The organism is Saccharopolyspora flava, from assembly GCF_900116135.1.
GTDB lineage: Bacteria > Actinomycetota > Actinomycetes > Mycobacteriales > Pseudonocardiaceae > Saccharopolyspora > Saccharopolyspora flava.
In genome coordinates this window covers 366,051-389,194 of record NZ_FOZX01000002.1, presented here as the reverse complement: position 1 = coordinate 389,194, position 23,144 = coordinate 366,051, and the positions used below count along the sequence as shown (strand labels likewise).

The 23,144-nt window shown below is 70.1% G+C and carries 23 protein-coding genes; 18 read left to right on the top strand and 5 right to left on the bottom strand.

What is annotated here, in order from left to right; genetic code table 11:
* Positions 1-121: 121 nt before the first annotated feature.
* From BM424_RS08685 to BM424_RS08675, 3 genes are all read left to right on the top strand, one after another.
* Complete coding sequence (locus tag BM424_RS08685) at positions 122-1,102, top strand: nucleoside triphosphate pyrophosphohydrolase (RefSeq protein WP_093415195.1); 981 nt, start codon at positions 122-124, stop codon at positions 1,100-1,102.
* A complete protein-coding gene (locus BM424_RS08680) occupies positions 1,095-1,847 on the top strand; it encodes a lytic transglycosylase domain-containing protein (RefSeq protein ID WP_093415193.1) in 753 nt (250 codons plus the stop codon). Before BM424_RS08685 ends, BM424_RS08680 begins: the two co-directional genes overlap by 8 nt.
* Positions 1,848-1,985: 138 nt before the next feature.
* Positions 1,986-2,726 (top strand): lytic transglycosylase domain-containing protein, encoded by a 741-nt coding sequence (locus tag BM424_RS08675; RefSeq protein WP_093415723.1) that lies wholly within the window; start codon positions 1,986-1,988, stop codon positions 2,724-2,726.
* A 166-nt stretch (positions 2,727-2,892) separates the two neighbouring features.
* Here the strand turns inward: BM424_RS08675 and BM424_RS08670 are convergent, their stop codons facing one another.
* The gene (locus BM424_RS08670; RefSeq protein WP_093415192.1) at positions 2,893-3,270 is read right to left on the bottom strand and encodes a tetratricopeptide repeat protein; all 378 of its coding nucleotides are present in this window, start codon (positions 3,268-3,270) and stop codon (positions 2,893-2,895) included.
* A 261-nt stretch (positions 3,271-3,531) separates the two neighbouring features.
* On the opposite strand from BM424_RS08670, the gene eno reads away from it, so the two are divergent.
* The 3 genes from eno to BM424_RS08655 are packed head-to-tail and all read left to right on the top strand — an operon-like array spanning position 3,532 to position 5,885.
* Positions 3,532-4,818, top strand: coding sequence for a phosphopyruvate hydratase (gene eno / locus BM424_RS08665; RefSeq protein WP_093415190.1), 1,287 nt, complete (start codon positions 3,532-3,534; stop codon positions 4,816-4,818).
* Positions 4,819-4,821: 3 nt separating this feature from the next.
* A complete protein-coding gene (locus BM424_RS08660; RefSeq protein WP_175547992.1) occupies positions 4,822-5,388 on the top strand; it encodes an FtsB family cell division protein in 567 nt (188 codons plus the stop codon).
* 2 nt (positions 5,389-5,390) lie between these two features.
* Positions 5,391-5,885, top strand: a complete 495-nt coding sequence (locus tag BM424_RS08655) for a DUF501 domain-containing protein (RefSeq protein ID WP_217649671.1) — start codon at positions 5,391-5,393, stop codon at positions 5,883-5,885.
* 119 nt (positions 5,886-6,004) lie between these two features.
* Here the strand turns inward: BM424_RS08655 and BM424_RS08650 are convergent, their stop codons facing one another.
* Positions 6,005-7,618 carry an acyl-CoA dehydrogenase family protein gene (locus tag BM424_RS08650; protein WP_093415187.1) on the bottom strand — a complete coding sequence of 538 codons (1,614 nt, stop codon included), beginning with the start codon at positions 7,616-7,618 and terminating at the stop codon, positions 6,005-6,007.
* A gap of 209 nt (positions 7,619-7,827) precedes the next feature.
* Between BM424_RS08650 and BM424_RS08645 the strand changes: the two genes are divergently transcribed.
* The 7 genes from BM424_RS08645 to BM424_RS08615 all read left to right on the top strand — a co-directional run bounded on the left by BM424_RS08645 (position 7,828) and on the right by BM424_RS08615 (position 16,217).
* Positions 7,828-9,324 carry a lytic transglycosylase domain-containing protein gene (locus BM424_RS08645; protein WP_245775715.1) on the top strand — a complete coding sequence of 499 codons (1,497 nt, stop codon included), beginning with the start codon at positions 7,828-7,830 and terminating at the stop codon, positions 9,322-9,324.
* Positions 9,325-9,462: 138 nt separating this feature from the next.
* A complete protein-coding gene (locus BM424_RS08640) occupies positions 9,463-10,416 on the top strand; it encodes a Ppx/GppA phosphatase family protein (RefSeq protein ID WP_093415185.1) in 954 nt (317 codons plus the stop codon).
* A gap of 218 nt (positions 10,417-10,634) precedes the next feature.
* Entirely contained in the window at positions 10,635-12,251 is a 1,617-nt protein-coding gene (locus BM424_RS08635) for a peptide ABC transporter substrate-binding protein (RefSeq protein WP_093415184.1), read from the top strand.
* A 74-nt stretch (positions 12,252-12,325) separates the two neighbouring features.
* On the top strand, positions 12,326-13,252 hold the full coding sequence (locus BM424_RS08630; RefSeq protein ID WP_093415182.1) for an ABC transporter permease: 927 nt from the start codon (positions 12,326-12,328) through the stop codon (positions 13,250-13,252).
* Positions 13,245-14,204: an ABC transporter permease gene (locus tag BM424_RS08625; protein ID WP_093415181.1), complete on the top strand. Its 960-nt coding sequence runs from the start codon at positions 13,245-13,247 to the stop codon at positions 14,202-14,204. Before BM424_RS08630 ends, BM424_RS08625 begins: the two co-directional genes overlap by 8 nt.
* Positions 14,205-14,215: 11 nt before the next feature.
* On the top strand, positions 14,216-15,226 hold the full coding sequence (locus BM424_RS08620; RefSeq protein WP_245775714.1) for an ABC transporter ATP-binding protein: 1,011 nt from the start codon (positions 14,216-14,218) through the stop codon (positions 15,224-15,226).
* A complete protein-coding gene (locus BM424_RS08615) occupies positions 15,219-16,217 on the top strand; it encodes an ABC transporter ATP-binding protein (protein WP_093415178.1) in 999 nt (332 codons plus the stop codon). Before BM424_RS08620 ends, BM424_RS08615 begins: the two co-directional genes overlap by 8 nt.
* A gap of 55 nt (positions 16,218-16,272) precedes the next feature.
* On the opposite strand, the gene BM424_RS08610 is transcribed toward BM424_RS08615, so the two are convergent.
* Positions 16,273-16,512, bottom strand: a complete 240-nt coding sequence (locus BM424_RS08610; RefSeq protein ID WP_139274030.1) for a cell division protein SepF — start codon at positions 16,510-16,512, stop codon at positions 16,273-16,275.
* A 51-nt stretch (positions 16,513-16,563) separates the two neighbouring features.
* On the bottom strand, positions 16,564-18,030 hold the full coding sequence (locus BM424_RS08605; RefSeq protein WP_093415176.1) for a S10 family peptidase: 1,467 nt from the start codon (positions 18,028-18,030) through the stop codon (positions 16,564-16,566).
* 82 nt (positions 18,031-18,112) lie between these two features.
* Here BM424_RS08605 and BM424_RS08600 point away from each other — a divergent pair, with 82 nt between their 5' ends.
* The 4 genes from BM424_RS08600 (at position 18,113) to hepT (ending at position 20,612) form a co-directional block, all read left to right on the top strand.
* Positions 18,113-18,847, top strand: coding sequence for a uracil-DNA glycosylase (locus BM424_RS08600; protein ID WP_281248723.1), 735 nt, complete (start codon positions 18,113-18,115; stop codon positions 18,845-18,847).
* A gap of 190 nt (positions 18,848-19,037) precedes the next feature.
* Positions 19,038-19,685, top strand: a complete 648-nt coding sequence (locus tag BM424_RS08595) for a molybdopterin-dependent oxidoreductase (RefSeq protein WP_217649653.1) — start codon at positions 19,038-19,040, stop codon at positions 19,683-19,685.
* A 64-nt stretch (positions 19,686-19,749) separates the two neighbouring features.
* A complete protein-coding gene (locus tag BM424_RS28765; protein ID WP_175547990.1) occupies positions 19,750-20,172 on the top strand; it encodes a nucleotidyltransferase domain-containing protein in 423 nt (140 codons plus the stop codon).
* Entirely contained in the window at positions 20,169-20,612 is a 444-nt protein-coding gene (gene hepT, locus BM424_RS28760) for a type VII toxin-antitoxin system HepT family RNase toxin (RefSeq protein ID WP_175547989.1), read from the top strand. The genes BM424_RS28765 and hepT overlap by 4 nt, the downstream gene beginning before the upstream one ends.
* A gap of 104 nt (positions 20,613-20,716) precedes the next feature.
* Here hepT and BM424_RS08585 read toward each other — a convergent pair whose 3' ends face one another.
* Complete coding sequence (locus tag BM424_RS08585) at positions 20,717-21,013, bottom strand: putative quinol monooxygenase (protein ID WP_093415172.1); 297 nt, start codon at positions 21,011-21,013, stop codon at positions 20,717-20,719.
* A gap of 713 nt (positions 21,014-21,726) precedes the next feature.
* On the opposite strand from BM424_RS08585, the gene BM424_RS08580 reads away from it, so the two are divergent.
* Positions 21,727-23,049 carry an NAD(P)/FAD-dependent oxidoreductase gene (locus tag BM424_RS08580; RefSeq protein WP_093415171.1) on the top strand — a complete coding sequence of 441 codons (1,323 nt, stop codon included), beginning with the start codon at positions 21,727-21,729 and terminating at the stop codon, positions 23,047-23,049.
* The last annotated feature ends 95 nt before the right edge of the window (positions 23,050-23,144 follow it).

Here is a 23,144-nt window from a genome sequence, read left to right as displayed (position 1 = left end):
TGGGGAGGTTTTCATGAAAACTTCGGGATCTCGGGGACCGCCGGGGTGGGGAGGGTTCGTGGGGGTTGGGTGTGGTGCACGTCAATGCGCCTCGGTGAAGCGGGCTTGGGACAATCGCGGTATGAGCGAGCTCCGGGTGGCCGAAGGGACCGCGATCGTCCTGGTCGACGATCGACTCGACGAAGCGCTGCCCGCAGCCGCGCTGCCGCTGGTCCGCAAGGCCGCGGAGGTCTACGCCGACGCGGGGCTGTCGGCCGCGACCAAGGCCGCGCTGCAGGTGCCCGAAGCGCCCGAGGACGTGGTCGCGCGCGCCGCTGACGCGCCGGTCGTGCTCGTCACCGGGGAGATCGGTCCGGCCGCCGAAACCCTGCGCGCCGCCGGTGCTCTCGTCGTCGGGGCGCCCGCGCCGGACGGCGTCGAGCTGCTGGACGCGGTCACCGTGATGGACCGGCTGCGCTCGCCCGGCGGCTGCCCGTGGGACGCCGAGCAGGACCACGACTCGCTGCGCCAGTACCTCGTCGAGGAGGCCTACGAGCTGCTCGACGCCATCGCCGAGAAGGACCGGGAAGCGCTGCGCGAAGAGCTCGGCGACGTCCTGCTGCAGGTGCTGTTCCACGCGCGGGTCGCCGCCGAGGACCCCGACGACCCGTTCGGCATCGACGCCGTCGCGGCCGGGCTGGTGAGCAAGCTCGTCAGCAGGCACCCGCACGTCTTCGCCGACGACACCGCCGTGGTCGACACCGAGACCCAGCACGCGCGCTGGGAGGAGCTCAAGCAGCGGGAGAAGCAGCGCGAGTCCATCGTGGACGGTGTCGCGCTGGGCCAGCCCGCCGTGGCGCTGGCCGCCAAGCTCACCCAGCGCGCCGCGCGCGCCGGAATCCCGCTGGAGGCCATGCCTTCCGGCGACGACACCGGTTCGGCGCTGTTCGCGCTGGCCGCGCGGGGCAAGCTCGACGGCATCGACCCCGAGGACGCGCTGCGCTCGGTCGCCCTGGAGTTCGCCACGCGCATCCGGGCCGCCGAGCGCCGCGCCCGCGAGACCGGCCGCACCGACCTCACCGCCGCCGACTGGAGCGAGCTGCTGAGCGGATCCGATGCCTGACCGCAGGCTGGTCGCCGTCCCGCTGCTGTTAGCGCTGGCCGCCTGCTCGCCCCAGCCCTCGATGCCGTTCGAGATCCCGTCGGCCTCCGCGCCGCCGGACCCGGGCGTCGACCCGCCGCCGGTGGAGGTGCTCGCCGCGGGCGCCCGGACGCCGAACCGGCCGCAGGCGCAGCTCACCGAGTGGTCGGAGCGGATGTCCGATGAGCTCAACATCCCGCGCGCCGCGCTGCAGGCCTACGGGTACGCGCAGGTCGCGCTGGGGGCCGAGACGGCCGAGTGCGGGCTGAGCTGGACGGTGCTGGCGGGCATCGGCGCGGTGGAGTCCAGCCACGGCAGGCACGGCGGCGCCCGGCTCGACGACACCGGCAGGCCGACGCCGCGGATCATCGGGCTGCCGCTCGACGGCAGCGCCGGGGTCAAGCAGATCCACGACACCGACGGCGGCGTCCTCGACGGCGACCCGGTGTGGGACAGGGCGGTCGGGCCGCTCCAGTTCATCCCCTCCACCTGGAACAAGTACGCCGCCGACGCCGACGGCGACGGTGTCGCCGACCCGCAGGACATCGACGACGCGGCGCTGACCGCCGGGCGCTACCTGTGCGCGGTCGGGCACGACATGCGCGACGGCGACCGGTTCTGGTCGGCGCTGCTGGACTACAACCAGTCCCGCAGCTACGGCCAGGAGGTCCTGGACTACGCCGACCACTACGGGCGGACCAGCCGGTCACTCCCGGCGGAGGGCTGAATCCGGAGGGTGTTCGGTGCCCTGAAGTGCTGGAACCCGAGGGCTACCTGCAAGTAGCCTGTGCTGGTGATCAGGATCTCGCCAACGGTGCTCGCGGCCCTCGGTCGCCTCGCGCTGGTCGTCTCGCTGCTGGCCGCGATGGTCGTCGGCGTCGCCCTGGTCCAGCTCCTCGGCACGCCCGAGAAAGCGCCGGTCGCCGCGCCGCCGCGCCCCGAGGACCCCGAGCCCGCGCCGGTCGAGCCCGGCTCGGTCGCGCCCCCGGTGCAGGCCCCGCAGGTCGAGCCCCAGCCGCAGCCGCAGCCCGGCGTCGACCCGGTGCGCGAGTGGGCGAACCAGATCTCGGCCGTGGTCGACATCCCGGCCCGCGCCGTCGTCTCCTACGTCAACGCCGACCTGGCGCTGCGCCAGCACCAGCCGAGCTGCCGGATCTCCTGGACCACGCTGGCCGGCATCGGCCGCATCGAGTCCAACCACGGCCGCTTCGCCAACCGGCAGCTGCGCGAGGACGCCCGCCCGTCGACGCCGATCATCGGCATCAAGCTCGACGGCGGCCCCGACGTCCGGCTCATCCCGGACAGCGACGGGGGAGTGCTCGACGGCGACGTCGAGCACGACCGCGCCGTGGGGCCGATGCAGTTCATCCCCTCGACCTGGCGCAAGTGGGCCACCGACGGCAGCGGCGACGGCCGCGGCGACCCGCAGAACCTCGACGACGCGGCCGTCTCGGCGGCCCGCTACCTGTGCGCCAACGGCCGCGACATGTCCACCGGCTCCGGCTGGTGGCAGGGCGTCATGTCCTACAACAACTCCGTCGAATACGCCCAAAAGGTCTTCGGCCTAGCCGAGTCCTACGCAGCAGCGGGCAACCAGCGCCCCTGACCCCCTCCTCACCCCCCGGCTCCGCACCGGGTGACCGGATTACGGCAGTAATCCGTCCCCCGATTACGGCGGTTTTCCGTCCCCTGATTACGGCGGTACTCCGGGTGGGACACGGATTACGGCGGATTACTCCGGTATTCGGGTCACCCCGGGGGAGCGGGTCGGGTCAGGAGGAGTGGACGGCGATGTGGGCGTTGATCTCGCCCAGGGCTTCCTGGTAGGCCGGGTCCGGGTACATGGTGGCGGCGAGGCGGATCTGGGCGCGGGCCTCGGTGAGGCGGCCCTGGCGCTGCAGGGTGCGGCCCAGGACCAGCCGCGCGTAGTGGTCCGAGGGGTCGAACTCCAGGACGCGCAGGAACGCGCGCTCGGCCCGGCGCAGCTGCGCCGAGAAGAAGTAGGCCCGTCCCAGCAGCAGCTGCACGCTGGGCTGCTCGGAGGCGACGTCGACAACGGGTTCGAGGACTGTCAGGGCTTCCAGCGGGCGTCGTTGCGCGAGCAGTTCCTCCGCTCGGCGGAACGCTGTGACCGTGCCTTCTGTCGTCATGGCGCCGACAACGTTAATCCGCGATCGGCTGTTCCGAGACGTCCGACCGGATGGTCTTGCGGTGACGGGCAGATGTCGCGGACGCGACACGGGAGCGGAGAACGAGCGGCGCAGATCACCGCATCGCGAGTCTGCGGCGAGCGCGGTACCGGCCCGGTTAGGCTCGTAGTCGGTTGTCGGGGCGGACGGCCGGAGCGCGGCGTGCGGGAACGTCGTGGCGGTTGCTCCCGTCCTATGGATCCAAGCTGGTTAGGAGCACACGTGGCGATCATCGAACAGGTCGGCGCCCGCGAGATCCTCGATTCGCGCGGTAACCCCACCGTCGAGGTCGAAGTGGCGTTGGAGGACGGCACGCTCAGCCGTGCGGCGGTCCCCTCGGGCGCGTCGACCGGCGAGCACGAGGCCGTCGAGTTGCGCGACGGTGACGCCGGCCGCTACGGCGGCAAGGGTGTGGAGAACGCCGTCTCGGCCGTGCTGGACGAGATCGGCCCGGAGCTGACCGGCCTGGACGCCACCGAGCAGCGCGTGGTCGACCAGAAGCTGGTGGACCTCGACGGTACCCCGGACAAGTCCCGGCTGGGCGCCAACGCGATCCTCGGCGTCTCGCTGGCGGTGGCCAAGGCCGCCGCGGAGGCCTCGGAACTGGAGCTCTTCCGCTACATCGGCGGCCCGAACGCGCACGTGCTGCCGGTGCCGATGATGAACATCCTCAACGGCGGCGCGCACGCCGACACCGGGGTGGACATCCAGGAGTTCATGATCGCGCCGATCGGCGCGGACACCTTCGCCGACGCGCTGCGCTGGGGTGCCGAGACCTACCACGCGCTGAAGTCGGTCCTGAAGTCCAAGGGCCTGGCCACCGGCCTGGGCGACGAGGGCGGTTTCGCCCCCGACCTGCCCAACAACCGCGAGGCGCTGGACCTGATCGCCTCGGCGATCGACAAGGCCGGCTACAAGCTGGGCCGCGACATCGTGCTGGCCCTCGACGTGGCCGCCACCGAGTTCTTCGAGGCGGGCACCTACAACTTCGAGGGCAGCAAGCGCACCGCCGACCAGATGGCCGAGTACTACCAGGAGCTCGTCTCCGCGTACCCGCTGGTGTCCATCGAGGACCCGCTGGGCGAGGACGACTGGGACGGCTGGGCCAAGCTGACCAAGCAGATCGGCGACAAGGTGCAGCTGGTCGGCGACGACCTGTTCGTCACCAACCCGGAGCGCCTCGAGGACGGCATCAACAAGGGCGCCGCGAACGCGCTGCTGGTCAAGGTCAACCAGATCGGCACCCTGTCGGAGACGCTGGACGCGGTCAGCCTGGCGACCTCGTGCGGCTACAAGTCGATGATGAGCCACCGCTCCGGCGAGACCGAGGACACCACGATCGCCGACCTGGCGGTGGCCACCGGCTGCGGCCAGATCAAGACGGGTGCTCCGGCGCGCAGCGAGCGGGTCGCGAAGTACAACCAGCTGCTGCGCATCGAAGAGGGCCTCGGCGACGCCGCCCGCTACGCGGGTGACCTGGCGTTCCCGCGGTTCAACGCGGAGAGCTGAGTCATGCCGGCCGGGCGCGCATCCGATTCGCAGGGGCGCGGCGAGCGGAAGGTTCCGCCGTCGCGCCGGCCGGTGCGCGCCCGCCGGGACTCGGCCCAGGGCCGAGCCGCCCAGGGCAAGGCTTCCCAGGGCAAGTCGGCTCAGCGCAAGCCGCCGCCGAAGCGGCGTCCGGCGAGCAGGCCCCGGTCCAGCACCGGCGGCGCGTTCCAGCTCTCCTCGACGCGTCGCGCGGCGGTGCTGGCGACGCTGGTGTGCGTGATGGCGCTGAGCGTGGCGGTGCCGCTGCGCACCTACCTCAGCCAGCGCGACGAGCTCAACGCGCAGGAGGCGCAGCGCGCCGAGCTGGAGGTGCAGGTCCGCCAGCTGGAGCAGCGCAAGCAGGAGCTGTCCGACCCGGAGCAGGTGGAGGCCGAAGCGCGGGCGCGCCTCGGCTACGTCCGCCCGGGCGAGACGCCCTACATCGTGGAGGTGCCGCAGGCCCCGGCCCCGCCGCCTCCGCGGGCACCCGGTGACGACGGGGTGCCGTGGTACGAGGAGATGTGGAACTCGGTGTTGGGGAAGGATTCGTGAAGGTGGACACGTCGCTGGTCAGCGAGGCCGACCGGGAGTGCGTCCGGCGTCAGCTCGGACGGCCGCCGCGGGGGCTGCACGCGATCGCGGCGCGCGACGCCTCCGGTGAGCCGACGGTGGTGCAGACCTGGCCGCGGCTGGAGGACGGCACCCCGTTCCCGACGCTGTACTACTTGACGGCCCCGGACCTCACCGCCCACGCCTCGACGTTCGAGGCGGAGGGGCTGATGAAGGAGATGCAGGACCGGCTGGCCACCGACGCCGAGCTCGCCGAGGTGTACCGGCGCGCCCACGAGTCCTACCTCGCGGAGCGCGACGCCCTGGAGTCGCTGGGCACGGACGTCAGCGCGGGCGGGATGCCGGACCGGGTGAAGTGCCTGCACGTCCACATCGCCCACGCCCTGGCCAAGGGGCCGGGGGTGAACCCGTTCGGCGACGAGGCCATCGACCTCATCGCCGAACGCTGGCCGGAGCACCGCTACCTCCTCGCCCGCTGAGGCCAGATTCCTTCCGCACTTCGGAACGCGGGTTCCACCGGTGACGGTTTTAGCCATAATCACCCATGATCAATGTCCGTTTTGTCCGGACAATTATGGCTAAAACTGTCCGACGGCCCTCACCTCCCCGGCGCGATGCGGTCGACGAGGGTCTTGGGGCTCGGGATCGGGGTCGCGCCGAAGGTGCGGCCGGGGTCGCCGAGGCGGGTGGCGATGAAGGCGTCCGACACCGTTGCGGGCGCGTAGCGCTGGAGCAGTGCCGCCTGCAGGGTCAGGGCCAGGGACTCCGCCAGCGCCCTCGCGCGTTCCGGCCGGGGGTCGGCCAGTTCCGCCCGGACCCGGCGGACGGCTCCGTCGTAGATCGCGTTGTCGCCGCCTGCCGCGTCGAGCTCGGCGAGGATCGCGTCTCGGCTGCTCGGCTGCTTGGCCAGGGCTCGCAGCAGGTCGAGGGCCGTGACGTTGCCGGAGCCCTCCCAGATCGACATCAGCGGCGCCTCCCGGTAGAGCCGCGGCATCCCGGACTCCTCGACGTAGCCGTTGCCGCCCAGGCACTCCAGGGCCTCGGCCACCACGTACGGCGCGCGCTTGCAGACGAAGAACTTCGTCGCGGGCAGCGCCAGCCGCAGCAGGTCGTGCTCCTGCTGCTCCACCGCCGCGGCCAGCCGCATCGCCAGCGTCGTCGCCGCCTCGGACTCCAGCGCCAGGTCGGCGATGACCTGCTGCATCAGCGGCTGGTCGGCCAGCCGCGCGCCGAACGCGCTGCGCCGCTGCACGTGGTGGGCGGCCTCCGACAGCGCGATGCGGACGTTGGCCGCCGCGCCCAGAACGCAGTCGAGCCTGGTCATCGACACCATCTCGATGATGCAGCGGACCCCCCGCCCCTCCTCGCCGACGAGGTGCCCGATGGCGCCGGTGTACTCGATCTCCGAGGAGGCGTTGGACTTGTTGCCGAGCTTGTCCTTGAGCCGCTGCAGCCGGATCTCGTTGCGGCTGCCGTCGGGCAGCACGCGCGGCACCAGGAAGCAGCTCACCCCGTTCGCGGTCTGGGCGAGGGTGAGGAACAGGTCGTTCATCGGCGCCGAGGTGAACCACTTGTGCCCGACGAGCCGGTAGGTCCCGTCGGCCAGCGGCTCGGCGGTGGTGGTGTTGGTGCGGACGTCGGAGCCGCCCTGCTTCTCGGTCATCGACATGCCCGCGAGCAGCGCCGACTTCTCCTGCGGCGGCCGCAGACCGAACTCGTATCCGGGCGCGGTCAGCTTCGGCTCGTACTCGGCGGCCAGCTCGGGCGACCAGCGCAGCGCGGGCACCGAGGAGTAGGTCATCGAGATCGGGCAGCCGTGCCCGGCCTCGGCCTGCGACCACAGGTAGAACCCGGCGGCCCGGCGCAGGTGCGCGCCCGGCCCCTGCCCCCACGGCGCGGCGTGCAGGCCGTGCGCGATGGCCCGCTCCATCAGCCAGTGCCAGGACGGGTGGTACTCGACCTCGTCGATCCGGTTGCCGTAGCGGTCGTGGGTGCGCAGCTGCGGCGGGTTCTCGTCGGCGAGCCTGCCGTGCTCGCGGGCCTCGGCCGACCCGGCCTCCAGCGCGAGCGGGGTGAGGTCGCCGACGGCGTAGCGGGTCAGCGCCGAGCCCAGCGCGGGATCGCAGGCCAGCGGGTCGAACCCGGACAGCGGGACGGACTGGTTGGAGACCTGGTGGGTGCTGAACGCGCGCAGCTCGTCGGTGAGCGTCATGCTCCGGAGCCTAGGCACAACCACTTCCGAGTTGAACGGGTCGGGAGAGATCGTGAGGTGGGAAGTTTTCATGAAAACTTCCCCGTCCCCGGGCGGTCGGCTCGGTCGGGTGAACCTGCCCGTTCTCCGGTCGGCGGAGCTTCCCGACCTGGTGTATCCAGGGACTCGGCTCTGGCGGAGGCTCGAACTCTGGTGTGGGGGTTTCACGGGTGGCGAACCGCAAGAACAAGATCCGGCGGAAGGCTCAGACGCGCGCCGTGGTGGGGGATCGGGCGCGGAAGTGGCTGGCGGCCACCGCGATGGCACCGGTCCTGGCGCTGCCGGCGGCGCTGGTCAGCGCGTCCGCGCTGCCGACCGCGATGGATCAGCACTCGCCGGATCTCCGGCAGCTGGGGGTGAGCGGGAACCTGCCGCAGGCACCGGCGCTGAGCCCTCGCGTGCTCGACGAGGCCGCCGACCCGGAGCAGCTGGCGGCGGTGCCGCAGGCCGCGCCCCGGGTGGAGCTGCCGACCGGTGAGCTCGGCATCCCCGAACCCGTCCTGGCCGCCTACATGCAGGCGGCGCGCTCGGTGGAGCAGACGCACGCGTGCGGGCTGCACTGGTCGGTGCTGGCCTCGATCGGCCGCATCGAGTCCGGGCACGCCCGCGGCGGCGACATCGACGTCAACGGCACGACCACGCACGCGATCCTCGGGCCGCGGCTGTCGGGCGGGCCGAACATCGCGGCGATCCCGGACACCGACGCGGGCCGCTTCGACGGCGACCCGGTGTGGGACCGGGCCGTGGGTCCGATGCAGTTCATCCCGTCCACCTGGCGGAAGTTCGCCACCGACGGCAACGAGGACGGCGTCGCGAGCCCGCACAACCTGCCGGACGCGGCGGCCGCGGCCGGGACCTACCTGTGCAGCGGCGGTGGTGACCTCAGCGATCCGCGCGAGCTGGCGGCAGCGGTGTTCCGCTACAACCACTCCGAGAGCTACGTCCGCACCGTCATGGTCTGGGCCGACGCCTACCGCCGCGGCGTCACGCCGACCCCGGCGGAGCTGGCCCCGGCGGCCGGCGACGTGCTCGCCGGGGAGCGGGTGTCCGCCGATCCGGGCGCGCTCGCGATGCCCGCGCCCGCGCCGCTGACCGTTCCCGGGATCGAACCGGTCCCGCCGGTGGAGGACCCGCAGCCGCAGGCCCTCCCGCCGCTCACCCCGGCCCCGGAGCAGCAGGAGCCCGCCCCGGCGCCCGTTCCGGAGTCCGGCCTGGCGGAGCCGCCGCTGGTGCCGCCGGTCGAGCCCGCGCCGCCGCAGCTGCCGGGCGACGAGCCGACGACCAAACCCGCGCCGACCCCGACGGTCCCGACGACGCCGCCGAGCTCGGAGACCCCGACGCCGGAGCCGTCCACATCGGAGCCCGCGCCGAGCGCTCCGCCGAGCTCGTCGAGCACCCCGACTCCGGAACCGAGCACCGAATCCCCGTCCTCGGAGCCGAGCGCCGAGCCGCCGACCTCGCAGGCTCCCGGCTCGCAGGTCCCGCAGCCGTGCGACACCGAGCTGCTCGACCGCGGCGAGTTCTCGCTGCTCGAACCGGAGGCGGGCGAGGACGTCCAGCCCGGCGAGTCGTTGCCGCTGCTGGCGCAGGCCGGCGGTCAGGTCTTCACTGACGCCGGCGGCGTCGCCGCACCCTGCACCGTCCCGGAGGACTACCAGCCCCGCTGACCGGCCGGACCCCGGAACCGGGCCGCGCGCGTTGCCGTCAACGCGCGCGGCCCGGCGCTGTCTCCGGGGTGGCCGGGTCCCGATAGCGTTGGGGGAGCGGCCGGAAACGCCGGTGCGCAGCTGGTCGAGGAGGGTGCGATGGCACGGGTTGCGGCGATCGACTGCGGGACGAACTCGATTCGCCTGCTGATCGCGGACGTCACGGTCCACGACGACGGGCGCAAGGACCTGCGCGACATCTACCGCACGATGCGCATCGTCCGGCTCGGCCAGGGCGTGGACGCCACCGGCCGGCTGGCGCCGGAGGCCATCGAGCGCACCCGGGAGGCGCTGGTCGACTACGCGGCGATGGCCGCGCGCAAGGGCGTCGAGCGGGTCCGGATGGTGGCGACCTCGGCGACCCGCGACGCGGAGAACCGCGAGGACTTCTTCTCGATGGTCCGCGAGACGCTGGGCGTCGACGCCGAGGTGATCACCGGTGACGAGGAGGCGCGGCTGTCGTTCGTCGGCGCGGTCGGCGACCTCGACCCGCTGGACGGCCCGTTCGTGGTCACCGACGTCGGCGGCGGCTCGACCGAGGTCGTGGTGGGCACCTGGGACGGCGCGAACGCCGACATCACCGCCGCCCACTCCGCCGACATCGGCTGCGTGCGGCTGACCGAGCGGTGCCTGCACGACGACCCGCCGACCGGCGAGGAAGTCCTCGAAGCGGAGAAAGTCGCACGTCAGATCCTCGACGAGGCGTTCGCGCGGGTCGACGTCAGCGAGGCGAAGACGTGGGTGGGGGTGGCCGGAACGGTCACCACGCTCTCCGCCATCGCGCAGGATTTGCCGGAATACGACCCGCAGGCGATTCACCTTTCCCATATTTCCCAGAATCGTGTCGAACAAATCGCCGAACGCCTTCTTTCTTCAACGCACGAAGAGCGTTCGAAGATCGGATCGATGCATCCGGGCCGGGTGGACGTCATCGGGGGCGGTGCGCTGGTGGTCAAGGTTCTGGCGCAGGAGTTTTCCGAGCGCAGCGGCATCTCGTCGATGACAGCCAGTGAGCACGACATCCTCGACGGTATTGCCCTGTCCATCAGCTAGTTCCCAGATCGTGGACAGGTGGTTTCACTTGCAAAGAATGGGAATGGTGAATCGATTCAGAAAGTGACGGCTTTGTGACACTGCATTGCCGCCGCCCGGTTCTCACTTATGTTTACGCACGTCTGACGCGACGGTGAAGAACCGTCGTGCGTGATGACCCCGGAAAATCAACCTGGGGCGCGCGTGGAAGCGGGAGGACCTACATGCGAAAGGGACGTTTGGCCGCATTGGTCGCGGCCCCGCTGGCGGTGGCGTTGCTCGCCACCGGCTGCGGCGGTGGCGGCAGCGGCTCGGGAGAGGACGGCGTCATCACCCTGGACTGGGGCGAGCCGGAGAACCCTCTTGTCCCGGCCAACACCACCGAGGAAAACGGTGGTTTCATCGTGAGCTCCATGTTCACGGGTCTCGTGAAGTACCGCGCGAGCGACCTCAAGGTCGAGAACGCGGTCGCCGACAAGATCGAGACCACCGATCACCAGAACTACACGATCAAGCTCAAGCCGGGCTGGACGTTCCACGACGGGACGCCGGTCAAGGCCAAGAACTTCGTGGACGCCTGGAACTACTCCGCCTACGGTCCCAACGGCATGCAGGGCGCGAGCTTCTTCGAGCAGATCGACGGCTACGACCAGCTGCAGTCCGAGGACCCGGACGGCGAGGAGGGCCCGGCACAGGCCCCGCCGCCGCCGGCCAAGGAGATGTCCGGTCTCAAGGTCGTCGACGACACGACGTTCACCGTCAAGCTGAAGGCGCCGCTCACGATCTTCCCGGTCGTGCTGGGCTACTCCGCCTACATGCCGCTTCCCGACTCGTTCTTCGCCGACCCTAAGGGCTTCGAGGAGCACCCGATCGGCAACGGTCCGTTCAAGTTCCAGGACCGCCAGCCGAACGTCGAGCTGAACCTGACCGCCTACGACCAGTACGCCGGCGCCGACAAGCCGACGATCAAGGGCGCCAAGTTCAAGGTCTACGACAACCTCGACACCGCCTACCAGGACCTCGTCTCGGGCAACCTGGACTTCCTGCGCGCCGTCCCGGTCTCCGCGCTGGTCGGCGACAAGTGGAAGCAGGACCTCGGCGACCGCGCGAAGCAGAAGCCGGGCCTGCTCACCCAGAACCTGGGCATCCCGATCTACGACGAGAAGTTCAAGAACCCGCTGCTGCGCAAGGCGATCTCGATGTCGATCGACCGCAAGACGATCACCCAGCAGGTGTTCGCGGGCGGTCGCGACCCGGCGGACGGCTTCGCCACCCCGGCCGTCGACGGCTACCGGCCCGGCCAGTGCGGTGAGGCCTGCGAGTTCAACCCGGAGAAGGCCAAGCAGTACCTGGCCCAGGCCGGCGGTTTCCCGGGCACCCTGACCCTGGAGACCAACGCCGACGGCGGGCACGACGAGTGGGTGCAGGCCGTGGCCGCGAGCATCCAGCAGAACCTGGGCATCCCGACCCAGTTCGTGCCGGTCCCGACCTTCGGCGAGTTCCGCCAGAAGGCCAACGCGTTCCAGTTCGACGGCCTGTTCCGCACCGGGTGGAAGGCCGACTACCCGAACCTGGAGACGTTCCTGACGCAGCTGTACCGCACGGACGCGTCGTCGAACGACTACAAGTACTCCAACCCGGCGTTCGACGCCGCGCTGGACAAGGCGAACGCGGCTCCCGACATGGCCGCCGCGACCGCCGGTTACGCCGACGCGGAGAAGCTGCTGGCGGAGGACCTGCCGGCGATCCCGCTGTGGACCCAGCCGGTGCAGTACGGCTTCTCGGAGCGAGTCGCCGCAGGTGAGGTCAAGGCCTACCGTGAGCTCGATCTGACCACGGTCCGCCTGAACCCGTAAAACCGAGTGCGGGCCCGGCCCACCGAAACCCGGTGGGCCGGGTCCCGCGCTGCTGTTGATGGAGGAGGCCCAGGATGGGTCGCTACGTGTTGCGGCGGCTGCTGCAACTGATCCCGGTCTTCATCGGGACGACTTTTATCATCTATGCGCTGGTGTGGGCGATTCCCGGCGACCCGTTCGCGGGCAAGTGCGGCGACCGCGGCTGTCCTCCCGCCTACATCGCGGAGATGAACCAGAAGTACAACCTGGACGATCCGCTCATCGTCCAGTACATCAAGTACCTGGGGAAGCTGCTGACGGGTGATTTCGGGGAGACCTACTCCGGAACCGCGATCTCCTCGCTGCTCGAACAGGCCTATCCGATCACCGTCCGGCTCGCCATCGTCGCCCTGATCATCGAGGGCGTCATCGGTCTGGCCGCCGGTGTTCTGACCGGCCTGCGCGGGCGCGGCTTCCTGGACAACCTGGTGCTGGTGTCCACGCTCTTCCTGATCGCGCTGCCGGTGTTCGTCACCGGTTTCGTGGCCCAGATCGTGCTCGGTTCCGAGCTCGGCATCATCAGGCCCACCGTCTCCTCCGATCCCTCGATCGGCGAACTCATCGTTCCCGGGTTCGTCCTCGGATCCCTGTCGATGGCCTACGTGTCCAGGCTGACGCGGACGAGCATGATGGAGAACAAGCACGGCGACTTCGTGCGCACCGCCGTCGCGAAGGGCCTCACGCCCCGCCGCGTCGTCGGCGTGCACATGCTGCGCAACTCCATGATCCCGGTCGTCACGTTCCTGGGCACCGACCTGGGCGCGCTGATGGCCGGTGCGATCGTCACCGAAGGCGTGTTCAACATCCGTGGTATCGGTGGCCTCGTCTTCAAGGGGATCACCACCCAGGAAGGCACCACGGTGACGGGGATCGTCACCGTCCTGGTGCTGGTCTACCTGCTGATGAACCTGCTGGTGGACATTCTCTACGCGGTGCTCGACCCGAGGATCCGATATGACTGACCGAACCCCCACCACCCTCGCGGCCGACGATTCGGCGGCCGCGCACACCGAAGCGGCCGTCTCCGAGGAGACCAAGAACGAGAAGCCCCGGGGACTCTGGAGCGACGCCTGGCGCGACCTGCGCCGCCGTCCGCTGTTCCTGATCGCCTCGGTGCTGATCCTGGCTCTGCTGATCATCGCCGCGTTCCCGCAGCTGTTCACGCACGTGGACCCGAACTTCCAGGACCTCACCAAGGCCCGCGACACCCCGTCGGCGGACGCCTGGTTCGGGTACGACAACCTCGGCCGGGACCTCTACGCCCGCACCATCATCGGCGCCCGCGCGTCGATCCTGGTCGGTCTGGCGGCGACCCTGCTGACCGTGCTGCTCGGCGGGTTCATCGGCATCATCGCCGGTTACTTCGGCGGCGTCGTGGACACGTTGATCTCCCGGTTCTCCGAGATCTTCATGGGCCTGCCGTTCGTGCTCGGCGCGATCGTCATCCTCACCACCATGAACGCCGAGGTGAAGATCCCCAGCGGGACTCGCATCGTCACCCAGGTGGTGCTCACGATCGGGGTGCTGTCCTGGCCGGTGTCGATGCGCATCATGCGGTCGGCGACGATCGCGGCCAAGCAGCAGGACTACGTCAAGGCCGCCCGCGCGCTGGGGGCCAGCTCGGGCCGGATCATCTTCCGGCACGTGCTGCCCAACACGCTCGCGCCGGTCATGGTCTACGCGACCATCGCGCTCGGCGGGTTCATCGGTGCGGAGGCGACGCTGTCGTTCCTCGGCATCGGCCTGCGCGAACCGGTCGTGTCCTGGGGCGTGATGATCGCCGACTCGCGCAACTACATCCAGTCGGCGCCGCACCTGCTGTTCTTCCCGGCCGGTTTCCTGGTGCTCACGGTCCTGGCGTTCGTGATGCTCGGCGACGCCGTCCGCGACGCGCTCGACCCGAAGCAGAAGTAGGAGTGACCGCTGTGTCCGCACACGAACACGAGACCTCGGCGGGACGTCTGCTCGAGGTCGAGGACCTGCACGTCGAATTCCGCACCCGGGACGGCGTCGCGAAGGTCCTCAACGGCGTGAACTACCACGTCGACGCCGGCGAAACCCTCGCCGTGCTGGGCGAATCCGGTTCCGGCAAGAGCGTCACCGCGCAGACGGTGATGGGCATCCTGGACATCCCGCCGGGAGCGATCACCGGGGGCGCGATCCGCTACCGCGGCGAGGACCTGCTCACCGCCACCGAGGAGCGCAGGCGCGAGCTGCGCGGCGACTCGATGGCGATGATCTTCCAGGACGCCCTCTCGGCGCTGAACCCGGTCTACACGGTCGGGTTCCAGATCGCCGAGCAGCTGCGGACCCGCCGCGGCATGTCCCGCAAGGACGCCACGGCCAAGGCCGTCGAGCTGCTGGACCAGGTGAAGATCCCGAACGCCAAGCAGCGCGTGAAGGAGTACCCGCACCAGTTCTCCGGCGGCATGCGGCAGCGCGCGATGATCGCGATGTCGCTGGCCCTGGACCCGGCCCTGCTCATCGCCGACGAACCCACCACGGCGCTCGACGTTACCGTGCAGGCCCAGATCATGGACCTGCTCGACGAGCTGCGCCGGGAACGCGGCATGGGCCTGATCCTCATCACCCACGACCTGGGCGTGGTCGCCGAGGTCGCGGACCGGATCGTGGTGATGTACGCGGGCCGCATCGTCGAGTCCGCCGACGCGCACTCGCTGTACAAGCAACCGGGCCACCCCTACACCGACGGCCTGATGCGGTCGATCCCGCGCCTGGACCTCAAGGGCCAGGAGCTGGAGACGATCAAGGGCCTGCCGCCGAACCTGATGGCGGTGCCGCCGGGATGCCCGTTCCACCCCCGCTGCACGCGGGCGGAGGACAAGTGCCGCACGGAGGTGCCGACCGACCACGACCTCGGGTTGGGCCGGGTCAGCGCCTGCCACTTCGCGGAGGAGATGATGAGCCGTGGCTGAGCCGATCCTCCAGGTCAACGACCTGGTCAAGCACTTCCCGGTGCGCGCGGGCTTCCCGCGTCGCACCGTCGGGCACGTGCGGGCGGTCGACGGCGTGTCCTTCGACCTGAACAAGGGCGAGACCCTCGGCGTCGTCGGCGAGTCCGGCTGCGGCAAGTCGACGCTGGCGCAGGTGCTGATGCGGCTGGAGCCGCCGACCAGCGGCACCGCGACGTTCGAGGGCCGCGACATCTTCAAGATGCGCGGGTCCGAGCTGCGCAAGCTGCGCCGGGACATGCAGATCGTGCTGCAGGACCCCTACACCTCGCTGAACCCGCGGCGCACCGTCGGCGACATCGTCGGCGAGCCCTTCGAGATCCACCCCGAGGTGGCCCCGAAGGGCGAGCGGCGGCGCAAGGTGCAGGAGCTGCTGGAGGTCGTGGGCCTCAACCCCGAGCACATCCACCGCTACCCGCACCAGTTCTCGGGCGGTCAGCGGCAGCGCATCGGCATCGCCCGCGCGCTGGCGCTCAAGCCGAAGGTGATCGTCTGCGACGAGCCGGTGTCGGCGCTGGACGTGTCGATCCAGGCGCAGGTGATGAACCTGCTCGGCGACCTGCAGGACGAGTTCGGGCTGTCGTACGTGTTCATCGCCCACGACCTCGGTGTGGTCCGGCACCTGTCGGACCGGGTCGCGGTGATGTACCTCGGCAAGATCGCCGAGGTCGGCACCGAGGACGAGATCTACGAGCACCCGCAGCACCCGTACACCCAGGCCCTGCTGTCGGCCGTTCCGGTGCCGGACCCGACCCTGCGCGGCAAGCGCGAGGTCATCCGGCTCAGCGGTGACGTCCCCAGCCCGGCCAACCCGCCGTCGGGCTGCCGCTTCCGCACCCGCTGCTGGAAGGCGCAGGACATCTGCGCCGAGAAGGCGCCGGAGCTGGAGATCCGCACCGGCACCCACCCGGCGGCCTGCCACTTCGCGGAGGAACACCCCCACGTCGTGGCCTGATCCGACGAGACGCGGGCGCTCCCACCGGTTCTCCGGAGGGGGCGCCCGCGTCGTGTCAGCTCTGCTGCTCGGGGTGGCTGAGCAGGAAGACCCTGGGCGCGACCCGTTGCATCTCGCCGCCGCGGGCGACGACCAGGCCCGCCGCGAAGTCGACGAGCTGCGTCGCCTCGGACCCCGGAACGCCGCTGAGGTCCATCAGCACGGCGTTGCCCTGCCGGTAGTAGTCGCCCACGTAGTAGACGTCCTGGTAGTTCTGCGGGTGCAGCGTCTTGACCACCCGATCAGTGTCACCCACCGACCGGCCCTGTCAATCGCAAGCGAGGGCCGTGCCGCGCGATTTCCCGCGTCAGGTTCCGCTGACGAAGCGCGCGAGGTCCTCGGACTGCTGGAGCCGGGACGGCTCGTGGACGTACATCATGTGGCCCGCCGGGTAGTAGCGGACGTCGATGTTGTCGCGCAGCTCGTCCGGGACGGGCAGCCGGGCCAGCACGTGCTCGGCGGCGAAGTACGGCGTGGCGCCGTCGGTGTAGCCGCAGCCCACGTGCACCCGCAGGTGCGGGTTGGCCTGCATCGCCGAGCCCAGCTTGTCCACCACCGACACCGCCGCGCCCTCGAACTCCTTGTAGGACCACGGGTGAACGCGGCCGGTCAGCGTCTCGTAGGGCAGGTCGCTGCGGTAGTCGAGCTCCTCGCGCAGGTAGTGGTTGATCGCCGCCGAGTAGGCGCCGCGGATGCCGGAGATGCTCGGGTCGTCGGTGAAGCGCTCCACCGCCGCGTCCGGCTCCCACCCGGTGAACCGGCCGTCCATCCGGCCGACGGTCCTGCGCTCGTCGCGCAGCAGCTCGGTGAAGAACCGGATGTGCTCGATGCGCAGGTTGACGCGGTCCACGTAGTCCTCGGACAGGCCGGACAGCTCGGCGAGCCTGCGCACCACGTCCGCCCGCTCCTCCGGCGTGAGCCGCGCGCCCCGGGCCAGCGCCCACGGGTAGTCCTCGGCGGCGAACTTCTCGGCCTCGTCGAGGACCTCGCGCAGCGGCCGGTCGCCGTGCTTGCCGTGGTGGTGGGCGATGGCGGCGTAGGTCGGCAGGTACAGCGAGTACGGCAGGTCGTTGCCCTCGGTGAACCGGATCGTGCCCATGTCCAGCACCGACGAGATCAGCAGCAGGCCGTTCGGGTACAGCCCGTGCCGCGACTGCAGGTGATCGGCCAGCGCCGCCGCGCGCAGCGTCCCGTAGGACTCGCCGGCGAGGTACTTCGGCGACATCCACCGGCTGTTGCGGGTCGTCCACAGCCGGATGACCTCGGCGATCGACTCGACGTCGCCCTGGAAACCGTGGAAGTCGCCGGGTTTTCCGCCCTCGACGGCCCGCGAGTAGCCGGTGGAGACGGGGTCGATGAACACCAGGTCGCTGTGCTTGAGCAGCGTCTCGGGGTTGTCGGCCAGCCCGTACGGCGGCGGCGCGAGGTCCCCGGCGTCGCCGGAGATCACCCGGCGCGGCCCCAGCACGCCCAGGTGCAGCCACACGCTCGCCGACCCGGGTCCGCCGTTGAACGCGAAGGTCACCGGGCGGTTCGAATCCGGTGCGGCGTCGAGGACGTAGGAGGTCAGGAAGACCTCGGCCTTGGCCTTGTGCCCGTCGAACTTGCCGTCGGCGTAGACCTCGTCGCGCAGCACCAGGCGTCCCGTGGTGGCGGTGTAGGACAGCTCGGTGCCGTCCACGGTGATCGCGTGATGGGTGCTGACCAGGTCGTCCACCGGCTCGGCGGGGGTGGTTTCCTGCTGCGTCGCCTCGGCGGCCTTCTCCTCTGCCATGCCGCCCACAGTACGTGCCACCGGAGGCGTCTTCTGTCAGTTTTGGAGCGTGGAAACGACATCGGAGTTGATCTCCTCCCCGGTGGGTTCGCCCGCCGACGCGGCCCCGCGCGCCGGTGATCTGACCGAACTGGACGAACTCGTCACCCGCTGCACGGCCTGCCCCCGGCTCGTCGCCTGGCGCGAGGAGATCGCCCGCGTCAAGCGCGCCGCGTTCCGCGACGAGGAGTACTGGGGCCGTCCGATCCCGGGCTTCGGCCCGCACGACGCGCGGATCGCGATCGTCGGCCTGGCCCCGGCCGCGCACGGCGCCAACCGCACCGGCCGGATGTTCACCGGGGACCGCTCGGGCGACGTCCTGTTCCGGGCGCTGCACGAGGTCGGCCTGGCCTCGCAGCCGCACGCGGTCTCATCGCACGACGGCCTGACCCTGCGCGACGTCCGGATCACCGCCCCGGTCCACTGCGCTCCACCGGCCAACAAGCCCACCCCGGCCGAACGCGACACCTGCCGCCCCTGGCTCGTCCGCGAACTCGACCTGCTCCGGCCGACGCTGCGGGTCGTGGTCGTCCTCGGCGCCTTCGGCTGGCAGGCCCTCCTCCCGGTCCTCGCCAACGCGGCCTGGCAGCTTCCCCGCCCGCGCCCGAAGTTCGGCCACCTCGCCCACGCCGAACTCCCCGCCACCGACGACGGAGCCCCGCTCCACCTCCTCGGCTGCTACCACGTCAGCCAGCAGAACACCTTCACCGGAAAACTCACCCCGGAGATGCTCCAAGAGGTCTTCACCCAGGCGAAAACCCTGGCCGCGGCCGACTGATCCGAGCACTCCCACCGCATGAAACGTCCCGCTATTACCACTCGGGGCAACGAGAGGGTTCGGGTGCGTTCCTCACCAGGGGACAGTTTTAGTCCAAACTGTCCGGACATTTCGGGCATCGACCCTCGGCAGTTTGGACTAAAACTGCCGTCCTCCGGACACCCGGCCCCGACGGTGGGACGCTCGGAGGGTGGACCGAGAACTCCCCACCGGCCAGCGCGTCGCGCAGCTGGAGCGGTTCGGGCTCCCGGAGTTCGCACGACGCCTCGCCGCCGTGCCGGAACGCCCGGTCCTGACCGTCCAGGGCGCGGTCCGGCGGCCCGCCCAGTTCGACCTCGCGGAGCTCCTCGACGGGCTGCCCGAGCACGAGCAGCGCAGCGACCTGCACTGCGTGACCACGTGGAGCGCGCTCGACCTGCACTGGTCCGGGTTCCGGTTCCGCGACCTCGCCGCCCGGATCGCCGACGCGGTCCACCCGCACCCGCGCGCGACGTGGCTGATGGCCACGGGACTGGACGGCTTCCGCTCGTGCCTCGCACTCGAAGACGCCTGCGCGGACCGGGTTCTCGCCGCCACCCGTCTCAACGGCGCCGAGCTCCCGCCCGAGCACGGAGCCCCGCTCCGCCTCGTCTCCGCAGATCAGTACGGCTACAAGAGCGTGAAGCACCTCGTCGCCCTCGAATACCGCCTCACCTACAGCGCAGGCTCGGCCGGTTTCAAGGAGCACCCCCGAGCCCGCGTGGCCCGGGAGGAGCGAAGCCGCTACCTCCCCGGCCCCCTCTGGCGCCGCATCTGGGCCGCAGCCCTACCCCTCGCCCGCAAGCCCTACCGCAGCTGAACCGCAAAACCGCGCCCGCTCGCACCCGGTCCACCACTGCACCGTCCGGTTATGCTGGTGAGCGATGACGACACCGCGCGAAGCGCTGGGACGACTCGACTCCGCAGCGGAGTCCGGCGAGATCGAGGAGCTGTGCGCCAGGCACGGCCTCGATCTGCTCGTCGTGCACGGCAGCGCGGTCGAAGAAGCGCCGATGCGGCCTCCGGGCGACCTCGACATCGCCTGTCGCTCTCTTCCCGGAACCGAGTTGGACGTCATCGGGTTGATCAACGACCTGATGGACTTGACCGGCTTCGACGGCATCGATCTCCTCGTGCTGAACTCGGCCGGTGTCGTCGCCAGCGCCCGCGCGCTCAGCCCGCAGAGCGTGCTGCTGTACGAGGCGGAACCGAGTCTGTTCACGCTGGCGCAGATCGCGGCCCTGACGACGGAGATGGAGACCAAACACCTTCGCCTCCTCGACCTCAAACTGATGGCTGGTCGATGACACCCAGACGCCTGGACGTCGAAGTCCTCCGAAACAAGCTCGACGCGGTCGACCGCGCAACCACCACCCTGCAGAGCATCACGCCGCTCGACGCGGACAAGCTCCGGTCGGAGCCGGTGACGGCGGCCGCTGTCGAGCGGTTGACCTGCCGCCTGGTCGATCTGGCTGCTGACGTCAACACTCACATCGGCTCGGTGGTCCTCGGTCGTGCCCCGGAGAACTACCGCGAAAGCTTCGACCTGATGGAACAGGCCGGTGCGCTGACCGGGGAACTCGTCGAGAAGATCAAGCCTTCGGTGGGCATGCGCAACGCGATCGTCCACGAGTACCTGCGCATCGACTACGACATCGTTGCCGCAGCGGTACCGCTCGCTTTGGAGACGTACTCCGAGTACCGGAAGCAGGTCGCTGGGTACGTCTACGACCAAGCCGCCGGCTGACGCCGGAACGGCGCAGTGCGGCCGAGGTCGTCCGGACGTTCCGGTCCTTGATCATGGGTGATCTTCGGTGACAGCTGTCTGTCACCGCCCACCGGCAACCGCCGTCACACGCCGAGGCCTCCGGCGATCGAGGTCGCCTGTCCGGTGAACTCCCCCGTCAGCAGCGGCATCGCCTCGCCGATGGCCTTCCGGGTTTCGGGCAGCTCCAGCGACGCCGCGTGGTCCTCCTCGCTCCGCCACACCTCGGTGACCCAGATGGTGTCGTCATCGGTCGCCGAGGTCGCCACCACGTACGACTCGCACCCGTGCTGCCGCAGGTTCTCCACCCCACCCACCAGCAACGCCACGACCTCGTCCCGCTTACCGGGCTTCGCCTTCATCGAAGCGATGTAACCGAACATCCCCACGCCCTCCCTCTCCGAACCGGACTCGCAGCAGCCTGACACCCCGGCCCGACAGCACGGTCCGAAACCCACCGCACGACCGTCAGCGTCAGGGCACCGACCACGTGCGCACGGGCGACGGGAACGCTCGAGGGGCGTGGCTGGGATCAGTCGATCGAGTTCTGGAGCTCAGGGCGCTCCTGGGATAGCTTCGGCGCAGGAGCGCGGCGTCGTGGGCGTCGGGCGAGTCGTAAGGCCAGGTGCACCCGGGGCAGACCGGGACCCTGGCCTTACGCATGTTCGGGGTCAGCGGTGGAAGAGACGGGCGGTTGTGGCTGGAGCTGTCCTTCTGCTTCCCGGGGTGTTGAGTTCGGTGGGAGGTTCGGTGGGGGTCGGGGCCGGGCGGTAGACTTGATCAACAACGAGGAATTTCCTGGATGTTGCCGTTCTCTGACAAGTTCGCCCCGGTGGCGGTCACCTTCGTCAAGAATCGGTTCGAGTCCGGCCCCGCTCGCCGAAGATTCGGTAGGGTGGCGGCAACCGGCTCGCCGGACATCAACGGTGCAGCCCAGGCCCGGTTCACCCTTCCGCGCTTGTTCGTTACAGAGCGCGTACGCAGCGCGTATGGATGCCTACCGCGCGTTGATCGTGATCGACGCCACTCGCGACTGGCGTCACATTAAGGGGGGTAGCTGCAGCGCGGTCACGGTATGTGGTGCGACGATAAAGCCATGGCTGGTAAATCCGATCCCACGCGGATTCTCATCCTCGGCGGCGGTTACGTCGGCATGTACACGGCACTTCAGCTGCAGAAGAAGCTGGGTCGCCGTGAGGCCTCCGTGACGGTCGTCGATCCTCAGCCGCACATGACCTACCAGCCCTTCCTACCGGAAGCGGCCGCGGGTTCGGTTGAACCCCGCCACGTGGTAGCGCCACTGCGACGAGTGTTGAAGCGGTGCCATGTGATCACCGCATCTGTCACCGAGATCAAGAACGACGAGAAGCTCGTCACGATCGAGAACCCGCAGAGCGGCACCGAGACGCTCGCCTACGACGTCCTCGTCGTGGCGCTGGGCTCGGTGTCCCGGCTGCTGCCAATCCCCGGCCTCGCCGAGGAAGGCATCGGGCTCAAGACCGTGGGCGAGGCGACGTACCTGCGCAACCACGTTCTGGCCAAGATGGACGCCGCGGCCAACACCGACGACGAGGAGCTGCGCAAGCGGCTGCTGACCTTCACCTTCGTGGGTGGCGGGTTCGCCGGTGTCGAGGCGCTGGCCGAGCTGGAGGACATGGCCCGCTACGCGAGCCGTGACTACCCGAACGTGGGCCCCGAGGACATGTCCTGGGTGCTCGTCGAAGCCGCCGGCCGGGTGATGCCCGAGGTGAGCGAGAAGATGGGCGTCTACGTCGTCAAGGCGCTCGAAGAGCGCGGCATCAAGGTCTACCTGAACACCTTCCTGAAGTCGGTCGAGGGCGGTCACGCGGTCCTGTCCGACGGCACCGAGTTCGACACCGACACCCTGGTGTGGAACGCGGGTGTGAAGGCCAACCCGGTGGTCAAGAACAGCGACCTGCCGCTGGACGAGCGGGGCCGCGTCAAGGCCTCCGCGCACATGCAGGTCGAGGGTCTGCCGGGGGTCTGGGCCGCCGGTGACGTCGCCGCGGTGCCGGACCTGTCCAAGACCGACGAGGACCCGAACGCCACCTGCGCCCCGTCCGCGCAGCACGCGGTCCGCCAGGCCGACCAGCTCGCCAAGAACGTGCTGGCGACCCTGCGGGACAAGCCGACCAAGGAGTACCGGCACGCCTACGCCGGCTCGGTCGCGGGTCTGGGCCTGTACAAGGGCGTCGCCGACGTCTACGGGTTCAAGGCCAAGGGCTTCGTCGCCTGGTTCATGCACCGCAGCTACCACGTGAGCCGGATGCCCACGTTCAACCGGAAGATGCGGATCGTCATCGACTGGACGCTGGCCTTCCTGTTCAAGCGGGAAGCCGTGTCGATGGGTCAGATCGAGAACCCGCGCGCCGCCTTCGAGCGGGCCGCCGCGAGCTGACGCCGTACCGGGCCGATGGACACCAGGCCGCGCGTCGATGATGACGCGCGGCCTTCATGTTTTCCAAGATCCTCGTCCAGGCGGTGGACAGCCGA

What these genes read in the sequence shown, in the direction of transcription:
- BM424_RS08640 (WP_093415185.1), top strand. Translation starts at nt 9,463, where the DNA reads ATGGCACGGGTTGCGGCGATCGACTGCGGGACGAACTCGATTCGCCTG.
- BM424_RS08585 (WP_093415172.1), bottom strand. Translation starts at nt 21,013, where the DNA reads ATGTTCGGTTACATCGCTTCGATGAAGGCGAAGCCCGGTAAGCGGGAC.
- hepT (WP_175547989.1), top strand. Translation starts at nt 20,169, where the DNA reads ATGACACCCAGACGCCTGGACGTCGAAGTCCTCCGAAACAAGCTCGAC.
- BM424_RS08675 (WP_093415723.1), top strand. Translation starts at nt 1,986, where the DNA reads ATGGTCGTCGGCGTCGCCCTGGTCCAGCTCCTCGGCACGCCCGAGAAA.
- BM424_RS28765 (WP_175547990.1), top strand. Translation starts at nt 19,750, where the DNA reads ATGACGACACCGCGCGAAGCGCTGGGACGACTCGACTCCGCAGCGGAG.
- BM424_RS08685 (WP_093415195.1), top strand. Translation starts at nt 122, where the DNA reads ATGAGCGAGCTCCGGGTGGCCGAAGGGACCGCGATCGTCCTGGTCGAC.
- BM424_RS08650 (WP_093415187.1), bottom strand. Translation starts at nt 7,618, where the DNA reads ATGACGCTCACCGACGAGCTGCGCGCGTTCAGCACCCACCAGGTCTCC.
- BM424_RS08625 (WP_093415181.1), top strand. Translation starts at nt 13,245, where the DNA reads ATGACTGACCGAACCCCCACCACCCTCGCGGCCGACGATTCGGCGGCC.
- BM424_RS08630 (WP_093415182.1), top strand. Translation starts at nt 12,326, where the DNA reads ATGGGTCGCTACGTGTTGCGGCGGCTGCTGCAACTGATCCCGGTCTTC.
- BM424_RS08580 (WP_093415171.1), top strand. Translation starts at nt 21,727, where the DNA reads ATGGCTGGTAAATCCGATCCCACGCGGATTCTCATCCTCGGCGGCGGT.
- BM424_RS08660 (WP_175547992.1), top strand. Translation starts at nt 4,822, where the DNA reads ATGCCGGCCGGGCGCGCATCCGATTCGCAGGGGCGCGGCGAGCGGAAG.
- BM424_RS08670 (WP_093415192.1), bottom strand. Translation starts at nt 3,270, where the DNA reads ATGACGACAGAAGGCACGGTCACAGCGTTCCGCCGAGCGGAGGAACTG.
- BM424_RS08605 (WP_093415176.1), bottom strand. Translation starts at nt 18,030, where the DNA reads ATGGCAGAGGAGAAGGCCGCCGAGGCGACGCAGCAGGAAACCACCCCC.
- BM424_RS08680 (WP_093415193.1), top strand. Translation starts at nt 1,095, where the DNA reads ATGCCTGACCGCAGGCTGGTCGCCGTCCCGCTGCTGTTAGCGCTGGCC.